Annotated in this window: 21 protein-coding genes and 1 pseudogene; 11 read left to right on the top strand and 11 right to left on the bottom strand. The window is 75.3% G+C overall.

What is annotated here, in order from left to right:
- Window positions 1-153 precede the first annotated feature (153 nt).
- From tatA to ACWDBE_RS29410, 3 genes are all read left to right on the top strand, one after another.
- Window positions 154-438, top strand: coding sequence for a Sec-independent protein translocase subunit TatA (gene tatA, locus ACWDBE_RS29420; protein ID WP_449788355.1), 285 nt, complete (start codon window positions 154-156; stop codon window positions 436-438).
- A 149-nt stretch (window positions 439-587) separates the two neighbouring features.
- Window positions 588-2,045 (top strand): hypothetical protein, encoded by a 1,458-nt coding sequence (locus ACWDBE_RS29415; protein WP_449809537.1) that lies wholly within the window; start codon window positions 588-590, stop codon window positions 2,043-2,045.
- A gap of 83 nt (window positions 2,046-2,128) precedes the next feature.
- Entirely contained in the window at window positions 2,129-2,650 is a 522-nt protein-coding gene (locus ACWDBE_RS29410; RefSeq protein WP_449788357.1) for an ion channel, read from the top strand.
- A 104-nt stretch (window positions 2,651-2,754) separates the two neighbouring features.
- Here the strand turns inward: ACWDBE_RS29410 and ACWDBE_RS29405 are convergent, their stop codons facing one another.
- The 4 genes from ACWDBE_RS29405 to ACWDBE_RS29390 all read right to left on the bottom strand — a co-directional run bounded on the left by ACWDBE_RS29405 (window position 2,755) and on the right by ACWDBE_RS29390 (window position 6,922).
- Window positions 2,755-2,925: a hypothetical protein gene (locus ACWDBE_RS29405; RefSeq protein WP_449809536.1), complete on the bottom strand. Its 171-nt coding sequence runs from the start codon at window positions 2,923-2,925 to the stop codon at window positions 2,755-2,757.
- A gap of 20 nt (window positions 2,926-2,945) precedes the next feature.
- A complete protein-coding gene (locus ACWDBE_RS29400) occupies window positions 2,946-4,529 on the bottom strand; it encodes a protein kinase domain-containing protein (RefSeq protein WP_449809535.1) in 1,584 nt (527 codons plus the stop codon).
- A 432-nt stretch (window positions 4,530-4,961) separates the two neighbouring features.
- Entirely contained in the window at window positions 4,962-6,038 is a 1,077-nt protein-coding gene (locus tag ACWDBE_RS29395) for a hypothetical protein (RefSeq protein WP_449788360.1), read from the bottom strand.
- The gene (locus ACWDBE_RS29390) at window positions 6,035-6,922 is read right to left on the bottom strand and encodes an RNA polymerase sigma factor (protein WP_449809534.1); all 888 of its coding nucleotides are present in this window, start codon (window positions 6,920-6,922) and stop codon (window positions 6,035-6,037) included. The genes ACWDBE_RS29395 and ACWDBE_RS29390 overlap by 4 nt, the downstream gene beginning before the upstream one ends.
- Before the next feature lie 839 nt (window positions 6,923-7,761).
- On the opposite strand from ACWDBE_RS29390, the gene ACWDBE_RS29385 reads away from it, so the two are divergent.
- From ACWDBE_RS29385 to ACWDBE_RS29375, 3 genes are all read left to right on the top strand, one after another.
- A complete protein-coding gene (locus ACWDBE_RS29385) occupies window positions 7,762-8,502 on the top strand; it encodes a VC0807 family protein (protein WP_449809533.1) in 741 nt (246 codons plus the stop codon).
- A gap of 173 nt (window positions 8,503-8,675) precedes the next feature.
- The gene (locus ACWDBE_RS29380; RefSeq protein ID WP_449788363.1) at window positions 8,676-9,419 is read left to right on the top strand and encodes a tyrosine-protein phosphatase; all 744 of its coding nucleotides are present in this window, start codon (window positions 8,676-8,678) and stop codon (window positions 9,417-9,419) included.
- A gap of 108 nt (window positions 9,420-9,527) precedes the next feature.
- Window positions 9,528-10,289, top strand: a complete 762-nt coding sequence (locus ACWDBE_RS29375; protein WP_449809532.1) for a Clp protease N-terminal domain-containing protein — start codon at window positions 9,528-9,530, stop codon at window positions 10,287-10,289.
- 125 nt (window positions 10,290-10,414) lie between these two features.
- Here ACWDBE_RS29375 and ACWDBE_RS29370 read toward each other — a convergent pair whose 3' ends face one another.
- Window positions 10,415-10,906 (bottom strand): NUDIX domain-containing protein, encoded by a 492-nt coding sequence (locus tag ACWDBE_RS29370; RefSeq protein ID WP_449809531.1) that lies wholly within the window; start codon window positions 10,904-10,906, stop codon window positions 10,415-10,417.
- Window positions 10,907-10,995: 89 nt separating this feature from the next.
- Between ACWDBE_RS29370 and ACWDBE_RS29365 the strand changes: the two are divergent.
- Window positions 10,996-11,175 (top strand): annotated as a pseudogene (locus tag ACWDBE_RS29365) (STAS domain-containing protein); the annotation flags it as partial.
- Window positions 11,176-11,244: 69 nt separating this feature from the next.
- Here the strand turns inward: ACWDBE_RS29365 and ACWDBE_RS29360 are convergent.
- From ACWDBE_RS29360 to ACWDBE_RS29350, 3 genes are all read right to left on the bottom strand, one after another.
- Entirely contained in the window at window positions 11,245-12,288 is a 1,044-nt protein-coding gene (locus ACWDBE_RS29360; protein ID WP_449809530.1) for a sigma-70 family RNA polymerase sigma factor, read from the bottom strand.
- Window positions 12,289-12,508: 220 nt separating this feature from the next.
- Window positions 12,509-12,781 carry a hypothetical protein gene (locus ACWDBE_RS29355; protein ID WP_449809529.1) on the bottom strand — a complete coding sequence of 91 codons (273 nt, stop codon included), beginning with the start codon at window positions 12,779-12,781 and terminating at the stop codon, window positions 12,509-12,511.
- Window positions 12,782-12,934: 153 nt separating this feature from the next.
- Window positions 12,935-13,201: a UBP-type zinc finger domain-containing protein gene (locus ACWDBE_RS29350; RefSeq protein WP_392868030.1), complete on the bottom strand. Its 267-nt coding sequence runs from the start codon at window positions 13,199-13,201 to the stop codon at window positions 12,935-12,937.
- Between the two features lie 364 nt (window positions 13,202-13,565).
- On the opposite strand from ACWDBE_RS29350, the gene ACWDBE_RS29345 reads away from it, so the two are divergent.
- Complete coding sequence (locus ACWDBE_RS29345; protein ID WP_449809528.1) at window positions 13,566-16,391, top strand: lysylphosphatidylglycerol synthase domain-containing protein; 2,826 nt, start codon at window positions 13,566-13,568, stop codon at window positions 16,389-16,391.
- Between the two features lie 20 nt (window positions 16,392-16,411).
- Here ACWDBE_RS29345 and ACWDBE_RS29340 read toward each other — a convergent pair whose 3' ends face one another.
- Window positions 16,412-16,612, bottom strand: coding sequence for a hypothetical protein (locus ACWDBE_RS29340; protein WP_449788369.1), 201 nt, complete (start codon window positions 16,610-16,612; stop codon window positions 16,412-16,414).
- A 212-nt stretch (window positions 16,613-16,824) separates the two neighbouring features.
- Between ACWDBE_RS29340 and ACWDBE_RS29335 the strand changes: the two genes are divergently transcribed.
- The 3 genes from ACWDBE_RS29335 (at window position 16,825) to ACWDBE_RS29325 (ending at window position 18,721) form a co-directional block, all read left to right on the top strand.
- A complete protein-coding gene (locus ACWDBE_RS29335) occupies window positions 16,825-17,319 on the top strand; it encodes a carboxymuconolactone decarboxylase family protein (RefSeq protein ID WP_449809527.1) in 495 nt (164 codons plus the stop codon).
- Window positions 17,320-17,507: 188 nt separating this feature from the next.
- Complete coding sequence (locus tag ACWDBE_RS29330; RefSeq protein ID WP_392868040.1) at window positions 17,508-18,152, top strand: class I SAM-dependent methyltransferase; 645 nt, start codon at window positions 17,508-17,510, stop codon at window positions 18,150-18,152.
- Complete coding sequence (locus tag ACWDBE_RS29325; protein WP_392868042.1) at window positions 18,149-18,721, top strand: TrmH family RNA methyltransferase; 573 nt, start codon at window positions 18,149-18,151, stop codon at window positions 18,719-18,721. Before ACWDBE_RS29330 ends, ACWDBE_RS29325 begins: the two co-directional genes overlap by 4 nt.
- 112 nt (window positions 18,722-18,833) lie before the next feature.
- Here ACWDBE_RS29325 and ACWDBE_RS29320 read toward each other — a convergent pair whose 3' ends face one another.
- Window positions 18,834-20,480 (bottom strand): hypothetical protein, encoded by a 1,647-nt coding sequence (locus tag ACWDBE_RS29320; RefSeq protein WP_449809526.1) that lies wholly within the window; start codon window positions 20,478-20,480, stop codon window positions 18,834-18,836.
- Window positions 20,477-21,391 (bottom strand): ABC transporter ATP-binding protein, encoded by a 915-nt coding sequence (locus ACWDBE_RS29315; protein ID WP_449809525.1) that lies wholly within the window; start codon window positions 21,389-21,391, stop codon window positions 20,477-20,479. Before ACWDBE_RS29315 ends, ACWDBE_RS29320 begins: the two co-directional genes overlap by 4 nt.
- Between the last annotated feature and the right edge of the window lie 35 nt (window positions 21,392-21,426).

Here is a 21,426-nt window from a genome sequence, read left to right as displayed (position 1 = left end):
ACCGCGGTCCTCGCGATCCGCCTGAACGGCACCTGGTTTTTGGCCAGCGTTTCCCGGCCGGTGTATCCGTTCTCCGTCAGGGCCAGGCATACTGGCCAGCACGGGCGCTAGCGCCCGCCATGACTCTAGACAAGAAGGGACCGGTGGCCAGGGATGCTGCGGAACGGTCTTGAGCCCTGGCACATTCTCGTGGTGCTGGCGGTCGTAGTCCTGCTGTTCGGATCGAAGAAGCTGCCCGAGATGGCCCGTGGCCTGGGCAAGTCCATGCGCATCCTGAAGGCCGAGACCAAGGCCATGCGCGAGGACGACACCCCGGTGGACGCCGCCGGTACCGCGCAGAGCACCGCCGCTCCCCAGCAGAGCGCCGACCGCCCGGCCGTCACGCCGACCAACGTGACCAAGGCCACCGAGACCAAGCGGCCCGAGACGGCCGCCTGATCCTCCCTCCGTGACTCCGGAAAGCCCCTGGTGACCCACCAGGGGCTTTCCGCGTTCCGGGGCCGTCCGGGCACCCGGCCCCTCCCGACTGGCCGTCCGATCTGATCCGTTGTCTCCTGGGTGCACCACCGGAGGAACGGAGTCCCGGCATGCCCACCGACGAGCCCGGCGGCGAGCGCGACGGTAAGCGTGAGGGCGAGCCCGGTGCCGGTTCCGGTCCCGGCGACGGGTCCGGTGACGGTCCCGGTGACGGGTCCGGTGACGGGTCCGGTGACGGGTCCGGTGACGGACTGGCCGAGCTGCGGGCCCGGCTGAGCGCCGTCGAGGCCCAGGAGGCGCGGCTCGCCGAGCAGTTGGCGGCCGGCTCGGCAGCGCGCCCGCCCCGGCACCTGGTGCGCTCCTTCCTCGCCGCCCTGCTGATCGTGCTGGCCTGTGTGCTCACCCCGCTCGGCGCCCTCGCGCTCTGGGCGAGGTCCGAGATCAGCGACACCGACCGCTACCTCGCGACCATGGCCCCGCTGGCCGAGGACCCCCGGATCAAGGCGGCCGTCACCGACCGGGCGACCGCGGAGATCATGAAGAAGCTCCCGCTCGACTCGCTGCTCGACGGCCTCGCCCCGGCTGACAAGCCCAAGCTCGGCGCGCTGCTGGGCGGCGTCGGCCAGGCCCTGGAGGGCGGACTCAGCGGCTTCGTCCACACCCAGGTCGAGCGGCTGGTGGACAGCGACGCCTTCGTCACCCTCTGGACGGACGCCAACCGGGACGCGCACGCCGCCGTCGTGCAGATGGTGACCGGGCAGGGCGGCGGCGCCGTCGAGGTGCACGGCGACACCGTGGTGCTCGACCTCGCCCCGGTGATCGCCCGGGTGAAGTCCAAGCTGGTCGACCAGGGGATCCCGCTGGCCTCCCGGATCCCGGAGATCCACACCTCCTACCCGCTGGTGCAGTCCGACGCCCTGCCGGAGATCCGCGCCACCCTGCGGGTCCTGAACCTGGCCGGGTTCTGGGTGCCGGTGCTGGCCGGCGCCTGCGCGCTCGGCGGGGTGCTGCTCGCCGCGCGGCGCCGCCGGGCCGTGGTGGTGGCGTCCCTCGGCATGGCGGGCGGGGCGCTGCTGCTGGGCGTCGGGCTGAGCGTGTTCCGGGCCGTCTACCTGGACCGGCTGCCGGCCGACGTCGACCAGGCGGCCGCCCAGGCGGTGTACGACACCCTGGTGCGGTACCTGCGCTCGGCCGTCCGGGTGGTGGTCACCCTCGGTCTGCTGGTCGCGCTCGGCGCCTGGGTCACGGGCCCGGGGCGCTGGGCGCGCACCGTCCGGGGCGGCTGGCGCGCCGGGCTGGGCGGGGTACGGCGGGTGGCCGGACGGGCCGGCCTGCGGCTCGGGCCGGTCGGCCGGTTCGTCCACCGCTGGAAGGCCCCGCTGGGCTGGCTGGCGGTCGCGCTCACGGCACTGGCCTTCGTGCTGTGGAGCTACCCGACGGTGCTGGTGACGCTCTGTCTGGCGCTCGGGCTGCTCGCCGTCCTGGCGGTGCTGGAGCTGCTGGACGAACCGGGGGCCGGACGGGCCGAGCGGGCCGGGCCTGCCGGGCCTCCTCGGCCGGTGGCCTGAAGGGGAGCCCGGGTCCGGCGGGGCTCGCCCGGTCGGAGCAGGCGGGAGGGCGGGCGGGAGCGGGTGCGGCGAGGCTGGACGGGATGTCCGAGAACCCGCCGCCGCCTACCGACCTGAGGGCCTGGTTCTGGCTGCTGTGCGCGTCGACGCTGCTGATGGTCGGGTACTTCGTCCTGCCGCTGGAGTGGCTGGGCGAGCGCCGGCCGCGGCTGAGCTGGCTGGCCTTCGTGGGGGCGCTCGTCGGGATGAGCTGGCTGATGCTGGCCAAGATCATCGGCGTGATGCGGGGCACCGCCAAGCGGCCGGTGGTCTGGCTGATCTTCCTGATCTTCCTCGCGCTGACCATCTTCGCGGGGACGTACTTCGTACTGGGCTCGCGCAAAGCGGAGTTCGCCGGGCTGGAGACCCGGCTGGACGCGCTGTACTTCACGGTCGTGACGATGGCCACCGTGGGGTACGGCGACATCACCCCGGCGGGGCAGACGGCCCGGCTCGTGGTGACGATCCAGATCGGGTACAACTTCGTGTTCCTCGCGGCCGCGGCCGGGACGGCGTCCCAGGCGATCCGGGGGAACGTCGAGCGGAGGATCCGGAAGCAGGAGTGAACCCGCCGGCCGGCGCGGGCGGGCCCGTACCAGCGGCCTGCACGGGCCGTGGACCCGGGTCGGACCCACCGCCTTGCCCACAGGTTGTGGACAAGGCGGTGGACTCAGGAGCGGCTGGTGTCGATCACGCAGGAGCGGTTGCCGGCCGGGGCGAGGACCGTCCGGTCGCCCCCGACCGGGCCGCCGCGCGGGACGTGGTCGAGGGCGGCCGTCCGGAAGGCGCCGGCGCGGGACACGCCGCAGACGCCGAGGGCGAGGGATCCGATCGTCAGCACGGGCCCGTTCTGGTGGACCGTCAGTCGTCCTGGAGGTCGGCGGCGGTGTGGAGGGTGGCGAACAGGGCCGAGAGGCGGGTGTTCCAGTTGGCGTACGTCGGGACGTCGACGGCGTGCTTCTTTCCCATGTCCCGGACCACCTTCTGGGCGTTCCTGAGCTCCTGGGCGGCGTCGTCCGGGTTGCCCTCGTTGAGGCGCGCGGCGGTGGTGTCGAGGATCCTCAGCAGCTCCGCCTGCTTGTCCCGTTCCTTGCTGACCTGGGCCTGGGCGACGGCCTGACGGAAGGACTGGATCTGCAGCGCGGCGGGCTGGTTGCGCGGGACGGCCGAGGTGGGCGCGGGGGGCGCGGAGGGCGCGGAGGGCGCGGTGGTGGTGGGCGCCGCCGAGGTCGGCGCGGAGGCCTTCGGGGCGGGGGTCGTGGCCTGGGTGGTGGGCGTCACCGCCGGAGCGGTGGCCGCGGCCGGTTTGGCGGCGGCCGCGCCGTCGGCCGGTCCGTCGAAGGCGGTGAGGGCCAGCGCCGTGACCCCGGCGAGGCCCGCCACGCCCAGTGCCCCGAGCACCAGCGGCTTGCGCCGGCCGCGGGCGGGGGCGGGGACGGGAGCCGGCGCCGGGGCGGGGGTGGGGGTGGGGACCGGCGCCATCACCGAGGTTGCGGCCGGCGGCTGGGGCGGCAGCACGGTGGTGTGCTGCCGGTTCGGCGAGGGGGCGGCGGCAACGGGCGGAAGGAACCGGGTCTCGGCCCCGGCGGTGTTCGCGAGCAGTTCGGCGGTCGGATCGCCGACCATCAACCCGGGCACGGTGGTGAGGAGTTCGGCCCGTGCGGCGGCCGCGTCGGCCGGGCGGTCGGCCGGGTTCTTGGCCAGCAGCCGCAGCACCGCCGCATCCAGCGCGGGCGGCAGGCCGGGGCGGCGGACGGACGGCGGCAGGGGCTGCTCGCTGACGTGCTTGAAGGCGATCGCCACCGGGGTGTCGGCGGTGAACGGGGTCGCGCCGGTGAGCATCTCGGTGAGCACGCAGCCGACCGCGTACAGGTCCGTCCGCCCGTCCAGCTCCGAGGCGGTGGCCTGTTCGGGCGAGAGGTAGGCGGCCGTACCGAGCACGCTCGCGGTCTGGGTGAGGTTGTTGGAGGAACCGGCCCTGGCGATGCCGAAGTCGACGACCTTCACCCCGCCGTCGTCGGTGATCATGATGTTCCCGGGCTTGATGTCCCGGTGCACCAGCCCGGCCGCGTGCGCGACCGACAGCGCCTCGCAGACCGCCGCCGCGATGCCGACGGCGCGCTCCACCGGCAGCGCCTGCCGCTCCGCCAGCAGGGCGGCCAGCGAACGGCCGCTGACCAGCTCCATGACGATGAACGGGGTGCCCTGGTCCACGCCGGAGTCGAAGACCATGACGATCCTCGGGTGCGCCAGCATGGCCGCGTGCTGGGCCTCGCGGCTGAACCGCTCGGCGAAGCGGGGGTCGTCGGCGAGGCCGCCGTTGAGCACCTTGACGGCCACCTGACGGCCCAGCACCCGGTCGACGCCGCGCCACACGGTGGCCATGCCGCCGACGCCGAGCAACTCGACGAGTTCATAACGCCCGTTCAGCGCCCGTCCGATCACCTGGAGCTCCCCTCACGTGCCCTGCCCGGGGTCCCGGGCCGCCTCGTGCACCTGTGCACGATAGCCGCACCGCCGTACGGGCCGAACGGCCCGACCAGGGGCGGAGGGTGGCGGTCGGGGGACCGGGCAGCGGTCCCCCGGCCGCCGGCACGGGGGTGCGGCCCGCCCTGACTGCGGGCGGGCGGGCCGCACGTTTCCGGGCCGGCCGGTCCGGCGGCGCGTCCGGGGGTGCGCCTACCGGTCCGGCCGGGGCCGGCCGGGCGGACCGGTGGGCACGGGGGAGCCGACCGGCCACCCGGGGTCTTCGGGTGGTGCTGCTTCCCGCGGGTGGTGCGGGATGGTGCGGGTACTGCGGGTGGTGCGGGTGGTGCTGTTCCGGGTGGGCGGCGAGCCCGGGGGGAGTCGCTCGCCGCCCACCCGGAGTTCTCGGGGTTACCTCTCGGCCGACTGCTGGTTCTCGGACCGGTCGGGCTTGCTCGGGCGGACGTCCTGCGCGCCGGGGGCGGGCGGGAGAGTGACGCCGGACTTGCCCGGCCTGCTGCCGGCGCCGCCGGTGTCCTGGCCGTTGCCGCCGCCGTCGGCGTTGCCGCCTCCGGTACCGCCGCTTCCGGTGCCGGTGCCGTTGCCGCTGCCACCGGTCCGGCCGCCGTCGCTGTGGCCCTTGCCCGCGCCCGCACCGGGAACGGTGCCGGGGCGGCCGGGCCCCCGCGTCGAGGTGGTGGCGCCCTGGTGGTCGCCGTCCTCGTCGCCGGTCGCGGCCTTGCAGTAGTCCGTCACCCGGTCCGCGCCGCCGGCCGCCGTGACCAGCGGGCCGTACAGCGGGTCGCCGACCAGCTTGCTCGGGTGCTCGCCCTTGGCCGTTCGGTCGGTGAAGCCGGTGCAGAGGCCGAGCAGCGCGGGCGGGGCGGCGGTTCGCAGGCCGCGCCCCTCGGCCGAGGGGGTGCCGGGCGTCGTGGGATCGGACGGGACGACCGCCTGCGGTCCGCCGGACGGACGGGCGGCGCCGGACGTCACGGCACCGAACGGGGCCACGCCCGCGGACGGGCCGACGGTCGACGAGGCCGGCACGGGGCCGCCGGCCGCGTCCCCGCCCGCGAGCCCGTGCTCCGGTGCGGACGGGCCGCCGCCCAGCGGGGACGGCAGGTTGCCGGTGCCGGCGGCGACGGCGACCCCGCACAGCGCGGTGGCGCCGAGCACGACGGCAGTGGCCTTCGTGCTGAAGGCCCTGGCCAGCGCGGCGGTTGCCATCGATCGTCTCCGGACGGGGGTCACTGTCGGGTCGGGCGCGAGACTCGCCTTCCGGAACGCGGCCAGGGCGGCCTCCTCCCCGGCCAGTTCCTCGGCCGTCGCGGGAGCGGCGGCCGCGGCGAGCACCCGGGCGAGCTGCCCGGGACCGCCGTCCGGTCCGGTGAGCGAGGCGTCCTGCCCGGCCGACGGGCCGCCCACGGCACCGCCGAGCAGCTGCTCGGCGGCATCACGGTCGATCCGACGGGATCGGTTGGTGCTCATCTCATGTCCTTCAGCGTCGCGGCCCGGCGTTCTGTCACACCCTGCGGAGAACTTTTTTTCGCGGGTTTCCCCGTGGGTCGCCCGGCGGCCTCGCCCGCGCTCACTCCGGCGGCTGTTCCGGGGGCGGTCCCGGCAGTGGTTCCGGCGGTTTCGGGCCCCCCACCGGCCTCGGCGCGGGCCGCCCGTCCGCCGGCCCGGGCGGCCGGGATGCCGCCCCCGGACGCGAGCGGCTCGACCAGCTTGGCCAGCCGCCGCAAGCCCCGGTGGGCAGCCATCCGGACGCTGCCGGCCCGCTTGCCGAGCACCCGGGCGGCGCTCTCCGCGTCCAGCTCCATGACCACCCTCAGCAGCACGGCCTCGGCCTGGTCGCGCGGCAGCCGGGAGATCAGGGCCAGCGCGTCGGCGGTGCCGACCGCGGTCAGCGCGGCCCGCGCGGTGTCGTCCCCCGCCGCCAGCTCGGCCAACTGCTCGACGGGCAGGTCGGCGACCGGACGGCGACGCCGGGCGCGCAGGTGGTCGAGGGCGCGGTGGCGGGCGACGGTGGCGGCCCAGCCGCGGAAGGCGTCCCCGTCCCCGGAGAAGCCGCGCAGGTCCCGGGCGATCTGCAGCCAGGTCTCGGACGCGATGTCCTCGGCGTCCTGCGCGTCCTCCGGCCGGCCTCCGACCAGCACCCGCAGGTAGCGCAGCAGGCCCGGCTGCACCGTCCGGAACAGCAGCCGGAACGCCTCCTCGTCGCCGCCCTGCGCGGCCCGGACCGCCTCGGTCAGGTCGGGGCGGGCGGAGGCCGGGCCCGGTGGCGGGCCGTCGGGTGGTACTGGTCCGGACCGGCCGACGGGGCCGCCGGTGCCCGCTCCGGGGCGCTCTGCACTCTGCACCCGCCACATGATGCGCCATTCGGGCGAACACTTCGGCTCCGGCCGAACGACCGGCGCGGCCGGGGCCAAGGTCCCGAGAACTGCCGCCGTTCGCCCACGGCCCGGGCGGGCCCGTCCGCCCTACGTTGTCGGTAGGCGAAGCAACCCGGCCGCCGCCGCACCCGGACACCGGGTCCGCCGGCATTCCCGGCCCGCCACCGCGACCCCGCCCCCGTTCGAGGGCGCACGCACGACCCGTACCGGCCCCGGTCGCACGCCCCTCCCGGGTTTGGGCCGGCCCTCCGGGGACCAGCACCGACGGGGAACTCCCACCGGCGGGCCTCCCCCCGGGGCAGGGGCCCGTCCCCGCGGAGAGCACCACCGACGGGGCGCGGCGCCCCGGCAGGGACCGCCACCGGCAGCACGCAGGGAAAGACCACGATGACGACCGCCCAGGAGCTCCACGAGCACCACGGGCTCCACGCGAAGGGCCTGCGCGAGCACCTCGCACCCGCCCTGCGCGCCCTGGGCCTCACCGGGCGGCGACGGCGTCGCCCGGACCGTCCTGGCCGGGGCCGCCCGGGGCTTCCTGTCCGCCGGGGACGAGCGCTTCGGCACCGTCCGCTGCCTGGACACCCTGGGCCGCGAGCTGTGGGCCTTCCCCGTCGGGGAGTAGCCCCCGGGGGCAGTCCGCCTCCCCGACGGGGCGAGGAAAGCAGCAGGTCGGAGGCGGTGTCACGGCGCGCACCATGACAACTGTCACGCGGATGACGCAACGGACGGCACTGCTCTGACGGAGGGTCCGGCGGAAAGACTGGTGGCACGACGCGGGCAGTGGCCCGCGGCCACCAGCCGGGGAGGAACCCACCGTGAGCCAGACCGTCAGTGCCGCCGCCGTCACCAGCACCGCCGCCGCTCCCGCCCTGGCCGTCACCGCCGCCCACGCCAAGACGCCCAACCCGCTGGTCTCCGGGCTCCGCCCGCTCGCCCTCGACGTGGCCGCGCCGCTGGCCGGCTACTACCTGCTGCACTCGGCCCTCGGCCTGAGCGAGTTCGCCGCGCTGGCCTGGAGCAGCGCCTTCCCGGCCGCCCGGACCGTCCTCGGCCTGCTGGGCGAGCGCAGGCTGAACCTGTGGGCCGCCCTGATGCTGACCGTCAACCTGGCGGGCCTGGCGCTGACCTTCGTCACCGGCGACGCCCGGCTGATGATCGCCAAGGACGGCGGCCTGAGCGGCACCGTGGCGCTGGCGATCCTGGTCTCCGCGCTGATCGGCCGGCCGGTGATGACCCCGATGCTGATGCCCTTCCTCACCAAGGGCCGGACGGAGCGCGCCGCCGCCTGGCAGCGGCTGGTCGAGGGCCGGGCGGCCGGGTCGCGGGCGTTCCGCCGCCACGAGCGCCTGTTCTCGGGCATCTGGGGCACCGCGCTGCTGACCGAGTGCGCGGCCCGGGTGGTCGGCGCCTTCACCCTGCCGGTGTCGACCATGGCCTGGCTGTCCACCGTCCTCCTGATCGGCGCGATCGTGGCCGGTTCGATGCTCGGCCAGATCGCGGTCGAGCCGATGGAGCGGCTGGTCCGCGCCGAGGCCGAGGCCCCGACCGCCGCCTGAGCGCGCCGCACCCTCTCCTCCCCGTCGCTCCCCTCCCCGCGGTTCCCCTCCCCTCCGGCTTCGCTGAACAGCCGGTTCCGAGGACTCGAACAGCGAGGAACCATCCGGATCTCCCGGGAGTCGTTCATAACGAGGGGGTAACGGGACCCCCGACCGAGGAAAACGGGGACCCCATGAACCGGACGACGTACGCGCCGAGCAGCACCGAGGAACGCACCCTCGTCTGGGACGGCTGCCTGAACGTCCGCGACCTGGGCGGGCTGCCCACCGCCGCCGGCCGGCTCACCGCCCGCGGCGCGATGGTCAGGGCGGACAACCTGGACCGCCTCACCGCCGAGGGCTGGGACGCCCTCCTCGACCACGGCGTCCGCACCGTGGTCGACCTGCGCGACGCCGAGGAGTACAAGCCGCTCCTCCCGCTCCCCGAGGACGTCGAGCTGGTCCGCGTCCCGCTGGACGAACTGGCCGGCCCCGCCTGGTGGGATACCCACGGACGACTGGACGGCACCCCGCTCGCGCTCCGCCCGTACCTGGACCACTGCCCGCAAGCCGCCGCCGCGCTGGTCTCCGTGATCGCCGGCGCCCGCCCCGGTGGCGTGGTCGTGCACTGCGGCGCCGGCCGTGACCGCACCGGCCTGGCCACCCTCCTGCTGCTCTCCCTGGCCGGGGTCGAACGGTCCGCGATCACCGAGGACTACCTGATGAGCGACCCCAACATCCGCCCGCTGTACGGGATGCTGGGCCTGCCCGACCCGTACCGCCGGATCGACGCGGTGCTCGCCGAGGCCGGGACCACCGCCGAGGCCGCCCTGGCCGCCGCGCTCGACGGGTTCGACCCGGTCGGCTACCTGCTCGCGGCCGGCGTCACGCCCGAGCGGATCGCCGCCGTCCGGGAACGACTGCTGCCCACCGCGTAACGCGGGCCGCCGGAGCCCCTTCGGCGCGTCGGGACCCGCAAGAAGACCTCCGAAACCATCGTCAACCGATGGTTGACGATCCTCGGATCGACAACCTACGGTTGACGCATGGAGAATCCCGTTGCTCCCAACACCACTCCGCTGCGCCTCGACGACCTGATCGCCGCGATCAAGCAGGTCCACACCGACGCGCTCGACCAGCTCTCCGACGCGGTCATCGCCGCCGACCACCTCGGCGAACTCGCCGACCACCTCATCGGCCACTTCGTCGACCAGGCCCGCCGCTCCGGCGCCTCCTGGACCGACATCGGCCGCAGCATGGGCGTCAGCAAGCAGGCCGCCCAGAAGCGCTTCGTCCCCAAGGACCCGGGCACCCCAAACGACCTCGACCCGAGCCAGGGCTTCAGCCGGTTCACCCCCCGGGCCCGCAAGGTCGTGGTGGCCTCGCAGGAGGAGGCCCGGAAGGCGAACAACGCCGAGATCACCCCGGTGCACGTGCTGCTCGGCCTGCTCGCCGAGCCCGAGGGCATCGCGATCAAGGCGCTCGCCGCCCAGGGCGTCACCCCGGAAGCCGTCCGCACGGCGGCCACCGCCGCTCTGCCGACCGCGGTCGAGCAGACGGTGCCCGCCCTGATCCCCTACGACGCCCAGGGCAAGAAGATGATGGAGCTGACCTTCCGCGAGGCGCTCAAGCTCGGGCACAACTACGTCGGCACCGAGCACCTCCTGCTCGCGCTGCTGGAACTGGAGAACGGCCAGGGCGTGCTGGCCGGGCTGAAGGTCGACAAGTCCGAGACGGAGGCCTTCGTCTCGGAGGCGATCGCCGCCATCGTCGCCGCCCGGAACCCGGAGTCCGAGTCGAAGGAGTGAGTCGCCACCGATGCCCTGCCCCGCCGGCGCGACGACCGCCCGGGGCAGGGCACTTGCGCTTCGACTTCGGCTCCGGCTTCGACTTCGGTGTTCGCTTCCGCGCCCCCGTCCGCTGCCGCGTCCGATCAGAACCCGGAGACGTTGGTGGTGACGATCCGGACCCGGCCGGCCTCCGCCGCCTCCAGCGCCGCCCGCAGCCGGGCCGAACGGGCCGGCCCGAGCAGGCCCAGGGCCTCCTCGGTCGACACCCAGCGGTAGTCGTCCAGCTCACCGGCCGGGACGGTCACGGGGGTGCCGTCCGGGACGGTGCCGAAGTCGAACAGGAAGTGCTGGGCAGGGTGGTCGAGTTCGGCCGAGGCATGGGTCCAGGAGATGGCCAGCAGCTCGCCCGCCTCCCGGACGATGCCGGTCTCCTCCTCCAACTCCCGTACGGCGCACTCGACCGGGCCCTCCCCGAGGTCGATCGTGCCGCCCGGGAACTGCCAGTGCTCGCGGTACCCGGCCTTCACGATCAGGATCCGGCCGGACTCGTCCCGCAGCAGGCAGCCCGCCGCCGCGTAGATCCGGGGCAGGGACGCCAGCCACTCCTCGCGGGACTTCAAGGGCTCGGTCGTCACGGTGCTCCTCCAGGGGCAGGGTGGGTTCGGTCGCCCCCACTCTGCCACCCGACCGATGACTCCCGGCCGCCTCAACGGTCCTATCCGCCATGGACACCATGACGACCGCACCGCACCGTAGCGCCCTCCTGACCTGCGACCTGGGCGCACTCACCGCCCCCGACCTGGCCGTCGTCGACGCGCTCGCCCGGCTACGGCTGGCCGCCGCCCGACACGGGGTGGCCGTGGTGCTGCGGAACGTCGGCGGCCCGCTGCGCGAACTGCTGGCGTTCAGCGGGCTCTCGGCGCTGCTGCCGGGCCCGGCCGACCTCACCGACCTGTCACCGGAGCTGCCGGAGCTACCCGGCGGCGGGCTCGGCCAGCACGGCGGGCTCGGCCGGCACGGCCGGCACGGCCGGCACGGCGGGCTCGGCGTCGAGCCGGGGCGGGAGGCCGAAGAGCGGGAAGAGCACGTCGGTGTCCAGGAAGTTGGTGAAGCCGGTGATCCTGCCCCCTGACACCTCCGGCACGATCAGCGCCCACGGCTCGTGCCCGCCCTCCGGGCTCGGCCGGTACTGGCCGAAGGCCGGCCCGCCGTTGGCCGTCACCGGGAGCAGCCGGGAACCGCGGCAGCCGTGCCCGGGGCCCAGCATCCACTCCCGGAGCTCGTCCCGACCGCGCAGCCACATCGCGAACGGCGGCATGTTGAGCGTGACGTCCTCGTGCAGCAGCGCGGCGAGGCCGTCCATGTCGTACGCCTCGAAGGCGCGGACGTAGCGGTCCAGCAGCGCGCGGTGCTCCTCGGCCAGCTCCGGGGCCGGCCGGGCCGCCGAGTCGTCGGCGGCGAGCGCCGCCCGGGCACGCTGGAGCGCGCTGTTGACCGAGGCCACCGTGACGCCCAGCAGTTCGGCCACCTCCGCGGCCTTCCAGCCGAGCACCTCGCGCAGGATCAGCACCGCCCGCTGCCGGGGCGCGAGGCGCTGGAGCGCGGCGACGAAGGCCAGCTTCACCGACTCGCGCTGGGCGGCCACGTCCGCCGGATCCCCCGTCTCGGACAGCACCCGGCCGTCCGGCGCCGGGCCGATCCACGTCACCTCGGGCAATTGGGTGTCGTACGCGGTGGCCACCGTGACCGGACCGGCCAGGTCCATCGGCCGGGCCCGGCTGTTGCGGCCGTTCCACGCGTCCAGGCAGACGTTGGTGGCTATTCGGTACAGCCAGGAGCGCAGCGCGGACCGCCCCTCGAAGCCCCGGTGCCCGCGCCAGGCGCGGACCATCGTCTCCTGCACGGCGTCCTCGGCCTCGAAGACCGAGCCGAGCATGCGGTAGCAGTAGCCGGTCAGCTCGGTGCGGTACCGCTCCAGCTGGAGCTCGACCGGCTCCTCCGTGATCACGTCGGTCATGGTGCGCCCCGCCCCCGTCGTCCTGCCGTGCCGTGTGCCCTGGTGAACGGGAGGAACGTAGCGCACAGCACTGACAGGCGCCCCTCCGGCACCACACGGCCCAGCGGGGGCGAGGGTGGCGGCGGCGGTCCTCCTCGCGGCCCGACCCGACAGGCCCCCTGACCGCACGCCAGGGGCGGGCGGCCACGATCCGGCCGCCCGCCCCGCGGTGTGCCGCGACTCAGTGGGCGGAGTGCTTCTCCGCGCCGCGGTGCCGGTGCCCCTTGAGCTCGGCGTGCATCGCCGGGGCCGCGTGCACCGCCGTGCCCGGCGCGTCCCTTCCGCCGTGCCGGAAGGCCCCGCCGGCGCCGAAACCGGCGGCGGTCCGGGTCATCGTGCCGGCGCTCGGCTCCGGTGCCAGCCGGGCGGGCGGGCTCGCCATGCCCCGGCGCTCCAGCAGTTCCTGCGTTCCCTGGCGGAACTTGGCGGTGCTGCCGGGCATTCGCTTGGTCATCGTCGACCTCCCTTCGTCGGCCACCGGCCGGACGGACGCCGGCCGGAGCGGCCGCACGGGCGTTATGTCCGGATTTTATCCGGGTTGCGGGGCCGCGCCACCGCGGAGAAGCCGTGCGGGGAGGGAGAGCGCGCCTCGGCCGCCTCGGCCGCCTCAGCCCATGAGCTCGTGGACGAAGCACCAGCGCCAGTCCTCCCCCGGCTCGTACGAGCGGATCACCGGGTGGGAGGTGTTGTGGAAGTGCGCGGTGGCGTGCCGCTGCGGCGAGAAGTCGCAACAGCCGACATGCCCGCAGTCCAGGCAGATCCGCAGGTGCACCCAGTCCCGACGGCCCTGCGCCAGGCAGTCGGCGCAGCCGTCCGCGGGCGGCCGGGGCTCGATGTTCCGAGGGGCCAGAGCGAGGTCTTCGCAGGCGCTCATGACTGAAGGCTATGCCGCCCCGGCGCGGGGCGCCCACTCCGGGCGAGGGGCGCGGCGCGGGCCCGGGGCGCCAGCTGGTCGCGACGGACGGTGGCGACGGCCGGTGACGACGGCACCGGCCGAAATCCGCGCCACCCGGCGGCAGTTCGCCCACCGGGGCGCGCCCGGGGCCGGGTCCTCCCGGCGCGGTCCTGCGACGGTCCCGGCAGGGCGTCCCGGGGGCGATCCCGCCGATCCCCCTGCCCCCGATGATCCACCCCTCCCGCACCGCCGACGCCGCTGGCCCGGCAGGCGCGGCGCCCGTCCCGGGGACAGTGCCGAATCCCCGCTCCGCGCCCCCGGACGGCATGGGAGCATGCCATCCGTGGCGATCGTGACGGGGAGAACGAACGGCGACACCGGCGGCGACCCCGGCGGTGCGACGGCGCGGCAGCGCGGCGCGGGAACGCGGGACGGCGACGACAGCGGCGCCGACGTCGGAAGCGGCGGCCGCGACACCGGGGCCCCGGCCGGCGGCAGCGCCGCACGGGCCACCACCCGGATACCCGGGCAGAGCGGCGGCGGCCGGTTCCGGACCCGCCCGCTGCCCGCCACCGGCCGGGTCCGCCAGCCCGTCGCCCTGATCCGGCTGCTCGGCGGCCTGTTCGCCATCGCCCTCACCCTGCTGCTCGCCGACTACGCCCGCGCCACCACCAGCGGCATCGCCGCCGACGTCGCCGGGGCGGCCGCACTGGTGCCGCGCCCGCTGTCGGGCCTGGCCGGCGGACTCACCACCGCCGCCGTCCTGCTGCTCCCCGTCGGCCTCGCCGTCCGCCGCCTGCTGGGCCCCGACCGGCGGCGCGCCCTCCAACAGGTCTCCGACGGGCTGCTCGCCGCCGTCCTCGCCTACGGCGCCACCCTCGGCCTCGACCTGTGGGCCGACGGCCTCGCCCCGGTCTCGCTGCTCACCGCGCTCACCCAGCCACCGCCCGGCGGCGGGCTGGGGCACACCGAACCCGTCTACGGCTACCTCGCGCCCGTCCTCGCCTTCATGACCGCCTCCGGCAGCCGGGAACGCCGCCTGTCCTGGACCGTCCTCGCCCTCTCCGGCCTCGCCGGGCTGACCGGCGGGTACGCCACCCCCACCGCGCTCCTGCTCGGGCTGCTGATCGGCTGGACCGGCGCCCACGGCACCCTGTACGCCGTCGGCACCCCCGACCCCTGCCCACTACCCGGCGAGGTCCTGCGCGCCCTACGCGACAGCGGCCTGCGCCCGGTCGAGGCCAAGCCGGCCGGGCCCGACCGCTACCGGGTCCGGCAGGCCGACGGCCTCCCCGAGCTCGACGTCCAGATCCTCGACCGGCAGGCCGTCACCGCCGCCGCCGTCCAGCGCGCCTGGCGCCGACTGCGCCTGCGCACCGCCCCGGACCCGCGCGTCCTGCGCTCCCCGCGCACCGGGCTGGAGCACGAGGCACTCGTCACCTACGCGGCCCTCGCGGCCGGCGTCCGCACCCGCCGCATCGCGGCCACCGCCGGTCTCGGCCAGGACACCGCCCTCATCGCGTACGAGCGGCTGGCCGGACGCACCCTGGACGAACTCACCGACGAGGAGATCACCGACGAGCTGCTCACCGACGCCTGGCGGCAGCTCGCCCTGCTCCAGCGCCGCGAGATCGCCCACCGCGCCCTCGTCCCCTCCTCCCTGCTGATCGACGACTCCGGCGCGGTACACCTGGTCGACTTCGCCGACGGCGACATCGCCGCCACCGAACTCGTCCTCTGCTGCGACCTCGCCCAACTCCTCACCACCCTCGCCCTGCGCGCCGGCGCCGCCCGCTCCGTCCGCACGGCCACCGCCGTCCTCGGCCCCGACCCCGTCGGCGCCGCCCTGCCGCTCCTCCAGCCCATCGCCCTCACCCACACCACCCGCCGCGCCCTCAAGCAGCACGCGAAGCACGCTGCCAGCGGGGCGGCCGGGGGCGCGGGCGCGGGCGCGGGCGCGGTGAAGGACGCAGGCACGACCGGCGGCGCGGCCGGGGGCGCCGTCGCCGCCCCACGCAAACGCGACGACGCCGACGCAGCGGACCGCGACGCCCGCGCGGCCGGGGGTGCCGTCGCCGCCCCGGCGGGCGACGGGTCCAACACCCGCGCTGCCGCCGCCCGCCCGGAGGCCAGCCCGGAGTCCCCCGCCGCCGCGCCCGCCGGCCTGCTCGACGAGATCCGCGCGGAGGTCCTGCGCACCCGCCCGCAGGTGGTGGGCCGGCCGGTGCGGCTGGAGCGGTTGCGGCCGCGGACGCTGCTGGTCGTGGTGGGCGGGGTGATGGCCGGGTGGCTGTTGCTCCCGCAGTTGTTCGCCGCGGAGGACAACCCGGTCTCCGCCCTGGCGGACGCCGATCCCTGGTGGCTGCTGCTGGCGGTGCTGGCTGCTGCGACCAGCCACGTCGCGGCTGCCATGGGCTTCGTCGGTTTCGTTCCGGAGCGGCTGGACTTCCGCAACGCGGTGCTGGCGCAGGTGGCCGGGTCGTTCGTGAAGCTGGTGTCGCCGGGCGGTGTCGGCGGGATCGCGCTGAACACCCGGTTGTTGCAGCGGGCCGGGATCCCGACCGCCCAAGCGCTGTCCAGCGTCGGCGTGGGGAACCTGATCGGGCTGGCGCTGCACCTGTTGCAGCTCGGCGCCTTCGTCTACCTGGTGGACTTCGCGCCGGGCAGCTCCGAACTGGACGCGCTGCCCGCGGTGGTCGGCGGGCTGGCGGGCGCGGTCGCGCTGCTCGCGGTGGTGTCGGCGATCCCGGTGGCGCGGCGGTGGCTGGCGACGCGGCTGCGGCCGCTGACGGCGGAGGTGCTGCCGCGGCTGCTGGACCTGCTGCGCAGCCCGGCCCGGCTGGCGGTGGGGGTGACCGGCCAGTTGCTGGTGTCGCTCTGCCTGATCGCCTGCCTGTACTGCAGTGTCCGGGCGATCGGCCGGGAGCCGTCGTTCGCCGCGGTCGCGGTGGTGTTCCTGGTGGGCAACGCGGTGGGCAGCGCGGCGCCGACCCCGGGAGGGGCCGGCGCGGTGGACGGGATGCTGCTCGGGCTGCTCCAGCAGACCGCGTCGATGGAGCGGGGCGGCGAGCTGGCCGCGGTGGCGCTGTACCGTCTGCTGACGCTGATCCTGCCGGTGCTGCCGGGGTGGGCGGCCTTCGTCTGGCTGCAACGCCGCCGGGCCCTGTAGCCGCCGGGGGCACTCGCCCGCTACTCCCGGTACTCCTCCTCGTCGTGCCGCACCGGCCGGCTCTGTTCCACGACGTCGGCGACGTTGGTCGCCGGGTCCGCGCCGACGGCCCGGCGCTCGGCCACCTCGTCGTACGTGTCGCCCTCGGGTGCCTCCTCGTCGGGCTCGACGGTCTCGGCGGTCTCCTCGATCAGGTATTCCTCGTGCTGTTCCTGCGGCATGGCATCCGTCCTCGCTGTTCGGAGGCCTTCACGGGCCCGGCTGGCGGTACTGGCAGTATCCGCCGCCCGGCGCCCGGACGCGACGTGCCGACACTGCTCCGGCGTGTTGCCGGGGCTTACGGGATTCCCCGGCCGACCGAGCCGATTGACCCGCGAAACCACCCCCTGAATGACCCAGAGAGGTGGTTCATTCCGCGCCTAGGGTCGTAGCCATGACGACGAACGAGAACACCGGGACCACCCGGGCCGCCGAGATCACCGAGGCCCCCGCCCGCCTCGAGTACGCCCGCACCGCCCCCAAGGTGTTCCGCGCGATGATCGCCCTGGACGCCGCCGCCCGCGAGGGCCTGGACCCCGCCCTGGTCGAGCTCGTCCAGATGCGCACCTCCCAGCTGAACGGCTGCGCGTACTGCCTGGACATGCACGCCAAGGACGCCCGCAAGGCCGGCGAGACCGACGAGCGGATCTACCTGCTGCCGGTCTGGCCGGAGGCCCCGACCGGGGTGTACACCGAGCGCGAGCGGGCCGCCCTGGCGCTGGCCGAGGAGATCACCCGGATCGACGGCGGCGTCTCGGACGCGGTGTACGCCCGGGCCGCCGCGCACTTCGGGGAGGCCGAGCTGGCGCAGCTGATCTCGGTCTGCTTCACGATCAACGCCTGGAACCGCATCAACGTGGCCACCCGCAAGACCCCCGGCACCGCCTGACCGCACCGCCTGACCGCGCCGCCCGGCCGCAGCTCCGTCCGGGGCGGCGGCCGGAGCTGCGAGCGGGGCGGCGAGCGGGGCGGCGGCCGGAACGCCGTCTGGACCACGGGGGTACGATCGGTGCCGTACAAAGGGCTAACCCACACCCACCCGGTGGCCCCGAGGCCCATACGAACGACGGGGAAATCATGTCCGGCTCGCACTACTTCACCGGTGCACCCGAGGTCGCCAGCGACCGCCGGCCGATCACGGTCTCCCTCCCGGACCTCACCCTGGAACTGACCACCGACACCGGGGTGTTCTCCCGCAGCCGGCTCGACCCGTGCACCCGGATCCTGCTGGAGCACGCCCCGCAGCCGCGGGTGCGCGGCCCGATCCTGGACATCGGCTGCGGCTACGGTCCGATCGCCCTGACCTGGGCGAGCCGCCGCAAGCGCCTCCCGGTCTGGGCGGTGGACGTCAACGAGCGCGCCCTGGAGCTGGTCCGGCTGAACGCCGAGGCGCTGGGGCTCGGCAACGTCCAGGCCTCCCTGCCCGACGACGTCCCGGAGGACGTCCGCTTCGCCACCATCTACTCCAACCCGCCGATCCGGATCGGCAAGGCCGCGCTGCGCCGCCTGCTCACGCACTGGCTCGACCGGCTGACCCCGGACGGCTCGGCGTTCCTGGTGGTGCAGAAGCACCTGGGTTCGGACTCGCTCCAGAAGTGGCTGAACGAGCAGGGCTACCCGACCACCCGGGTCACATCGGTCAACGGGGTGCGGATCCTGGAAGCGCGGCCCCGCCCCGAGGTGGGCGAGGGCTCCGAGAGTGGACGAGGTACGACGACGTGAAGCAGCTGCGCGGGACCGAACTGAAGCGTCTGCACCGCTCGTGGCGGCGCAGCAACGAGTTCCGGCTCGCGATGATCCTGGAGAACCTCCAGTCGCCGTTCAACGTCGGCTCGGTGGTCCGCACCGGCGCGGCGATGGGCGCCGAGAAGCTGTACCTGGTCGGGGACACCCCGTCGGTGCGCTCGTCCGGCGCGCAGAAGGCGGCGATGGGCACCGACAAGTACCTGAAGGTGGAGCACTTCCCGACCGTCGCCGAGGCCGTGGCGGCGGCCAAGGCGGACGGTTACAAGGTCGTCGGCCTGGAGCTGGCGGACGAGGCGGTGCCGATGTTCGCCGCCGAGCTGACCCCGGCGGTGGCCTTCGTGCTCGGGCACGAGGACCGCGGGATCACGCCCGAGGCGCTGGCGCTGTGCGACCAGGTGGTGTTCGTGCCGCAGCTGGGCCGGGTCGGCTCGCTGAACGTCTCGGCGGCCGCGACGGTGGCCTGCTACGAGGCGCGCCGGCAGGGCTACGCGATCAGCGGCACCCCGGACGGCGACCTCGCGGGCGACCTCGGCGACGACGAGTAGCGAGCTGCCGAACAGGCGGGTCGCGCGGCCGGGTGGCCGGGTGGCCGCCCGAAGCGCGCGTGAAGCCCGGTCCGTCCGCCGACGGGCCGGGCTCCCGGCTTCGGCCGGGCCTTCAGCCCTTGACGTTCCGTCGGATGGAACCGACCAGGAACACCACCGCGAGCATCGCCGCGGACAGCGCCCCGACCAGCAGCGGCCCGGGCCCCGCCGGACTGCCGTTCACGCGTATGGCGCCCATGAAGTCGACGGCGGAGACGTTGTTGACGAGCATCCACCAGAGCGGCAGGTAAACCGCCTGGAAGAGCCGGTGGCTCCGGCTCACCACGCCGAGCGCCATGGCCAGCGAGGGGACGAACAGCGCGCCGCCAAGCCAGCAGGCCGCCCCCGCGGCGTCGCCCGTCACCAGCATGCGGAGCAGCGGGGCCGCGCCCGTCACCGCGGTGAGCACCAGCCCGGACGCCCATTCGGCGAGGAGCCGGCGCCGGGCCGACGGGTAGGCGCCGAGCAGCACCTCCAGACCACTCTCGACCTGCTGGCTGCCGAGCCGGGACCAGAGCAGGACCGGCCACAGCCACGCCAGCGGCAGGAGCAGGCCGGTGACGGCGTTCAGCGGCAGCGCGAACCCGGCCAACGTCAGCCCGGCCGCGACCAGCCACCACCGGCGGGAGACGCCCTGCACCAGGATGCGGAGCTCGCCCGCGAGCAGCCGGCCGAACGCCCCCGCCCGCCGCGGTTCGGTCCGCGGCAGGGCGCCCGGCGCGGCCGCCCAGCGCACCCCCGCGGGCTCCGGCCCGTCGAGCGCGGACGGCCCGCCCGCCGCCTCGGCCGCCCCGGCGCCCGTCCGCACCGCGGCCGTACCGGCCGACCCGCGCGCGGGGTCGAACCTGCCGAACCACAGGGCCGGCAGCAGCGCCAGCGCGACCGCCGCCAGGAGCAGCGCCAGCCGGGCGAGGACGAATCCGGCGGACGGGTCGAAGCCGTCCCAGCGGAAGGTGCCCAGCGGGGTGTCGACCTTGGTCAGGCCGAGGCTGAACCCGCCCGGGTCGGCCGTCCCGTGCCGGGCCTCCAGCGCCGCGCCCATCGACCGCGCGACCTGGTGCACCCCGAGGCCGTCCAGCGGTGCGGAGGCCGACTGCCCGCCGATCGCGAGCACCATGGCCAGCACGAACCAGACGACGTTCCCGAAGCCGCCCCGCAGCAGCGGCACCGTCTCGAACAGCAGCGCCGCCGCCGCGGTGAGCGCCATCAGGGGCAGCGAGAGCAGCAGGAACGGCTCGAGCAGGCGGATCGGGTCGACCGTGCGGTCCTCGCCGCGGGCGAGCTGCATCAGCAGCGCGGTGACGGCCAGCACGCCGACCATGGAGGCGAGCACCAGGAGGTTGCTCAGGAACTTGGCCAGGAGGTAGTGGTGGGTGCGCAGCGGTGTCGCGGCGAGGATCTGGCCGACCCCGGTCGTCCCGTCCCGGGCGATGCCGCTGCGCACCACGTAGAAGCCGCCGAAGGTGAGCCAGAGCGCACCGGCCAGGGCGGTGACGACGCCGACGTAGGCGCTGTTGTAGACGCCCCGGTTGCCACCCACGTCCATGATCGTCCAGTGGCCGCCGGCGTCCGGTACGGCCAGGTAGCCGAGCCCGACCGCGGCGAGCAGCGTCACGGCGTACACCGGCCGGCGCACCCGGTCGCGGAAGTCGCCGACCGCCAGTGCGGCGAGCAACGACCCGGGCGCCGCCCTCCTGGGCGCGTTCACCGCCGCGCTCATCGCCGCACCGCCCGCCGACCGGCCGGCCACCCGGCGCCGCCCCGCTCCCCCGCCCCGTGGACGACGCCCAGGTAGGCGTCCTCCAGGTCGGGCGGCACCCGGACCGCGTCGGGCCGCGGCTGCTCGGCGGCGAGCAGCCGCAGCCGTACGCCGTTCCCCGTCCGCACCATCCGGCTGACCACGTGGCGGGCCTGTACCTCCAGGAGGTCCGCGGGGGCGACCACGGCCTCCCAGACGTGACCGTCGATCTCGCGGAGCAGTTCGTCGGGCGCGCCGCGGCGCAGCAGCCGGCCCCGCGCGACCACGGCGATGTCGGAGGCGACGGACTCGACGTCGGAGACGATGTGGGTGGACAGCATCACCACCCGGTCCGCCGCGAGCTCGCTGAGCAGGTTGCGGAAGCGCACCCGCTCCTCCGGATCCAGGCCGGCGGTGGGCTCGTCGACCACGATCACCCTCGGGTCGGCCAGCAGGGCCTGCGCGATGCCGACCCGGCGGAGCATGCCGCCGGAGTACGCGCCGAGCGGACGCTTGACCGCCTCGGTCAGGTTGACCAGTTGGAGCAGCTCGTCGACCCGGGCCCGGGCGGAGCGGGCGCCGATCCCCTTGGCGGCCGCCAGGTAGGACAGGAACTCCCGCGACGTCAGGTTCGGGTAGACGCCGAAGTCCTGTGGGAGGTAGCCGAGTTCCCGGCGCAGCCGGTCCGGTTCGGCCACCGCGTCGGCGCCCAGGTAGCGGACCCGGCCGGCCGTGGGCCGGGTGACCGTCGCCACGATGCGCATGAGCGAGGACTTCCCGGCGCCGTTCGGCCCCAGCAGGCCCAGCATCCCGGGGCCGAGGTGCATGGTGATGCCGTCGACGGCCCGCTTGCCGCCCTTGTAGTCCTTGGTGATGTCGATCAGTTCGAGCATGGTCTCCGTCTTCCCGGCCTTCCCCGCGGAAGGGC

Source organism: Kitasatospora sp. NPDC001132 (genome assembly GCF_053598415.1).
Note: the sequence above shows the minus strand (reverse complement) of the source record. Positions and strands in the feature narration are given on the sequence as shown.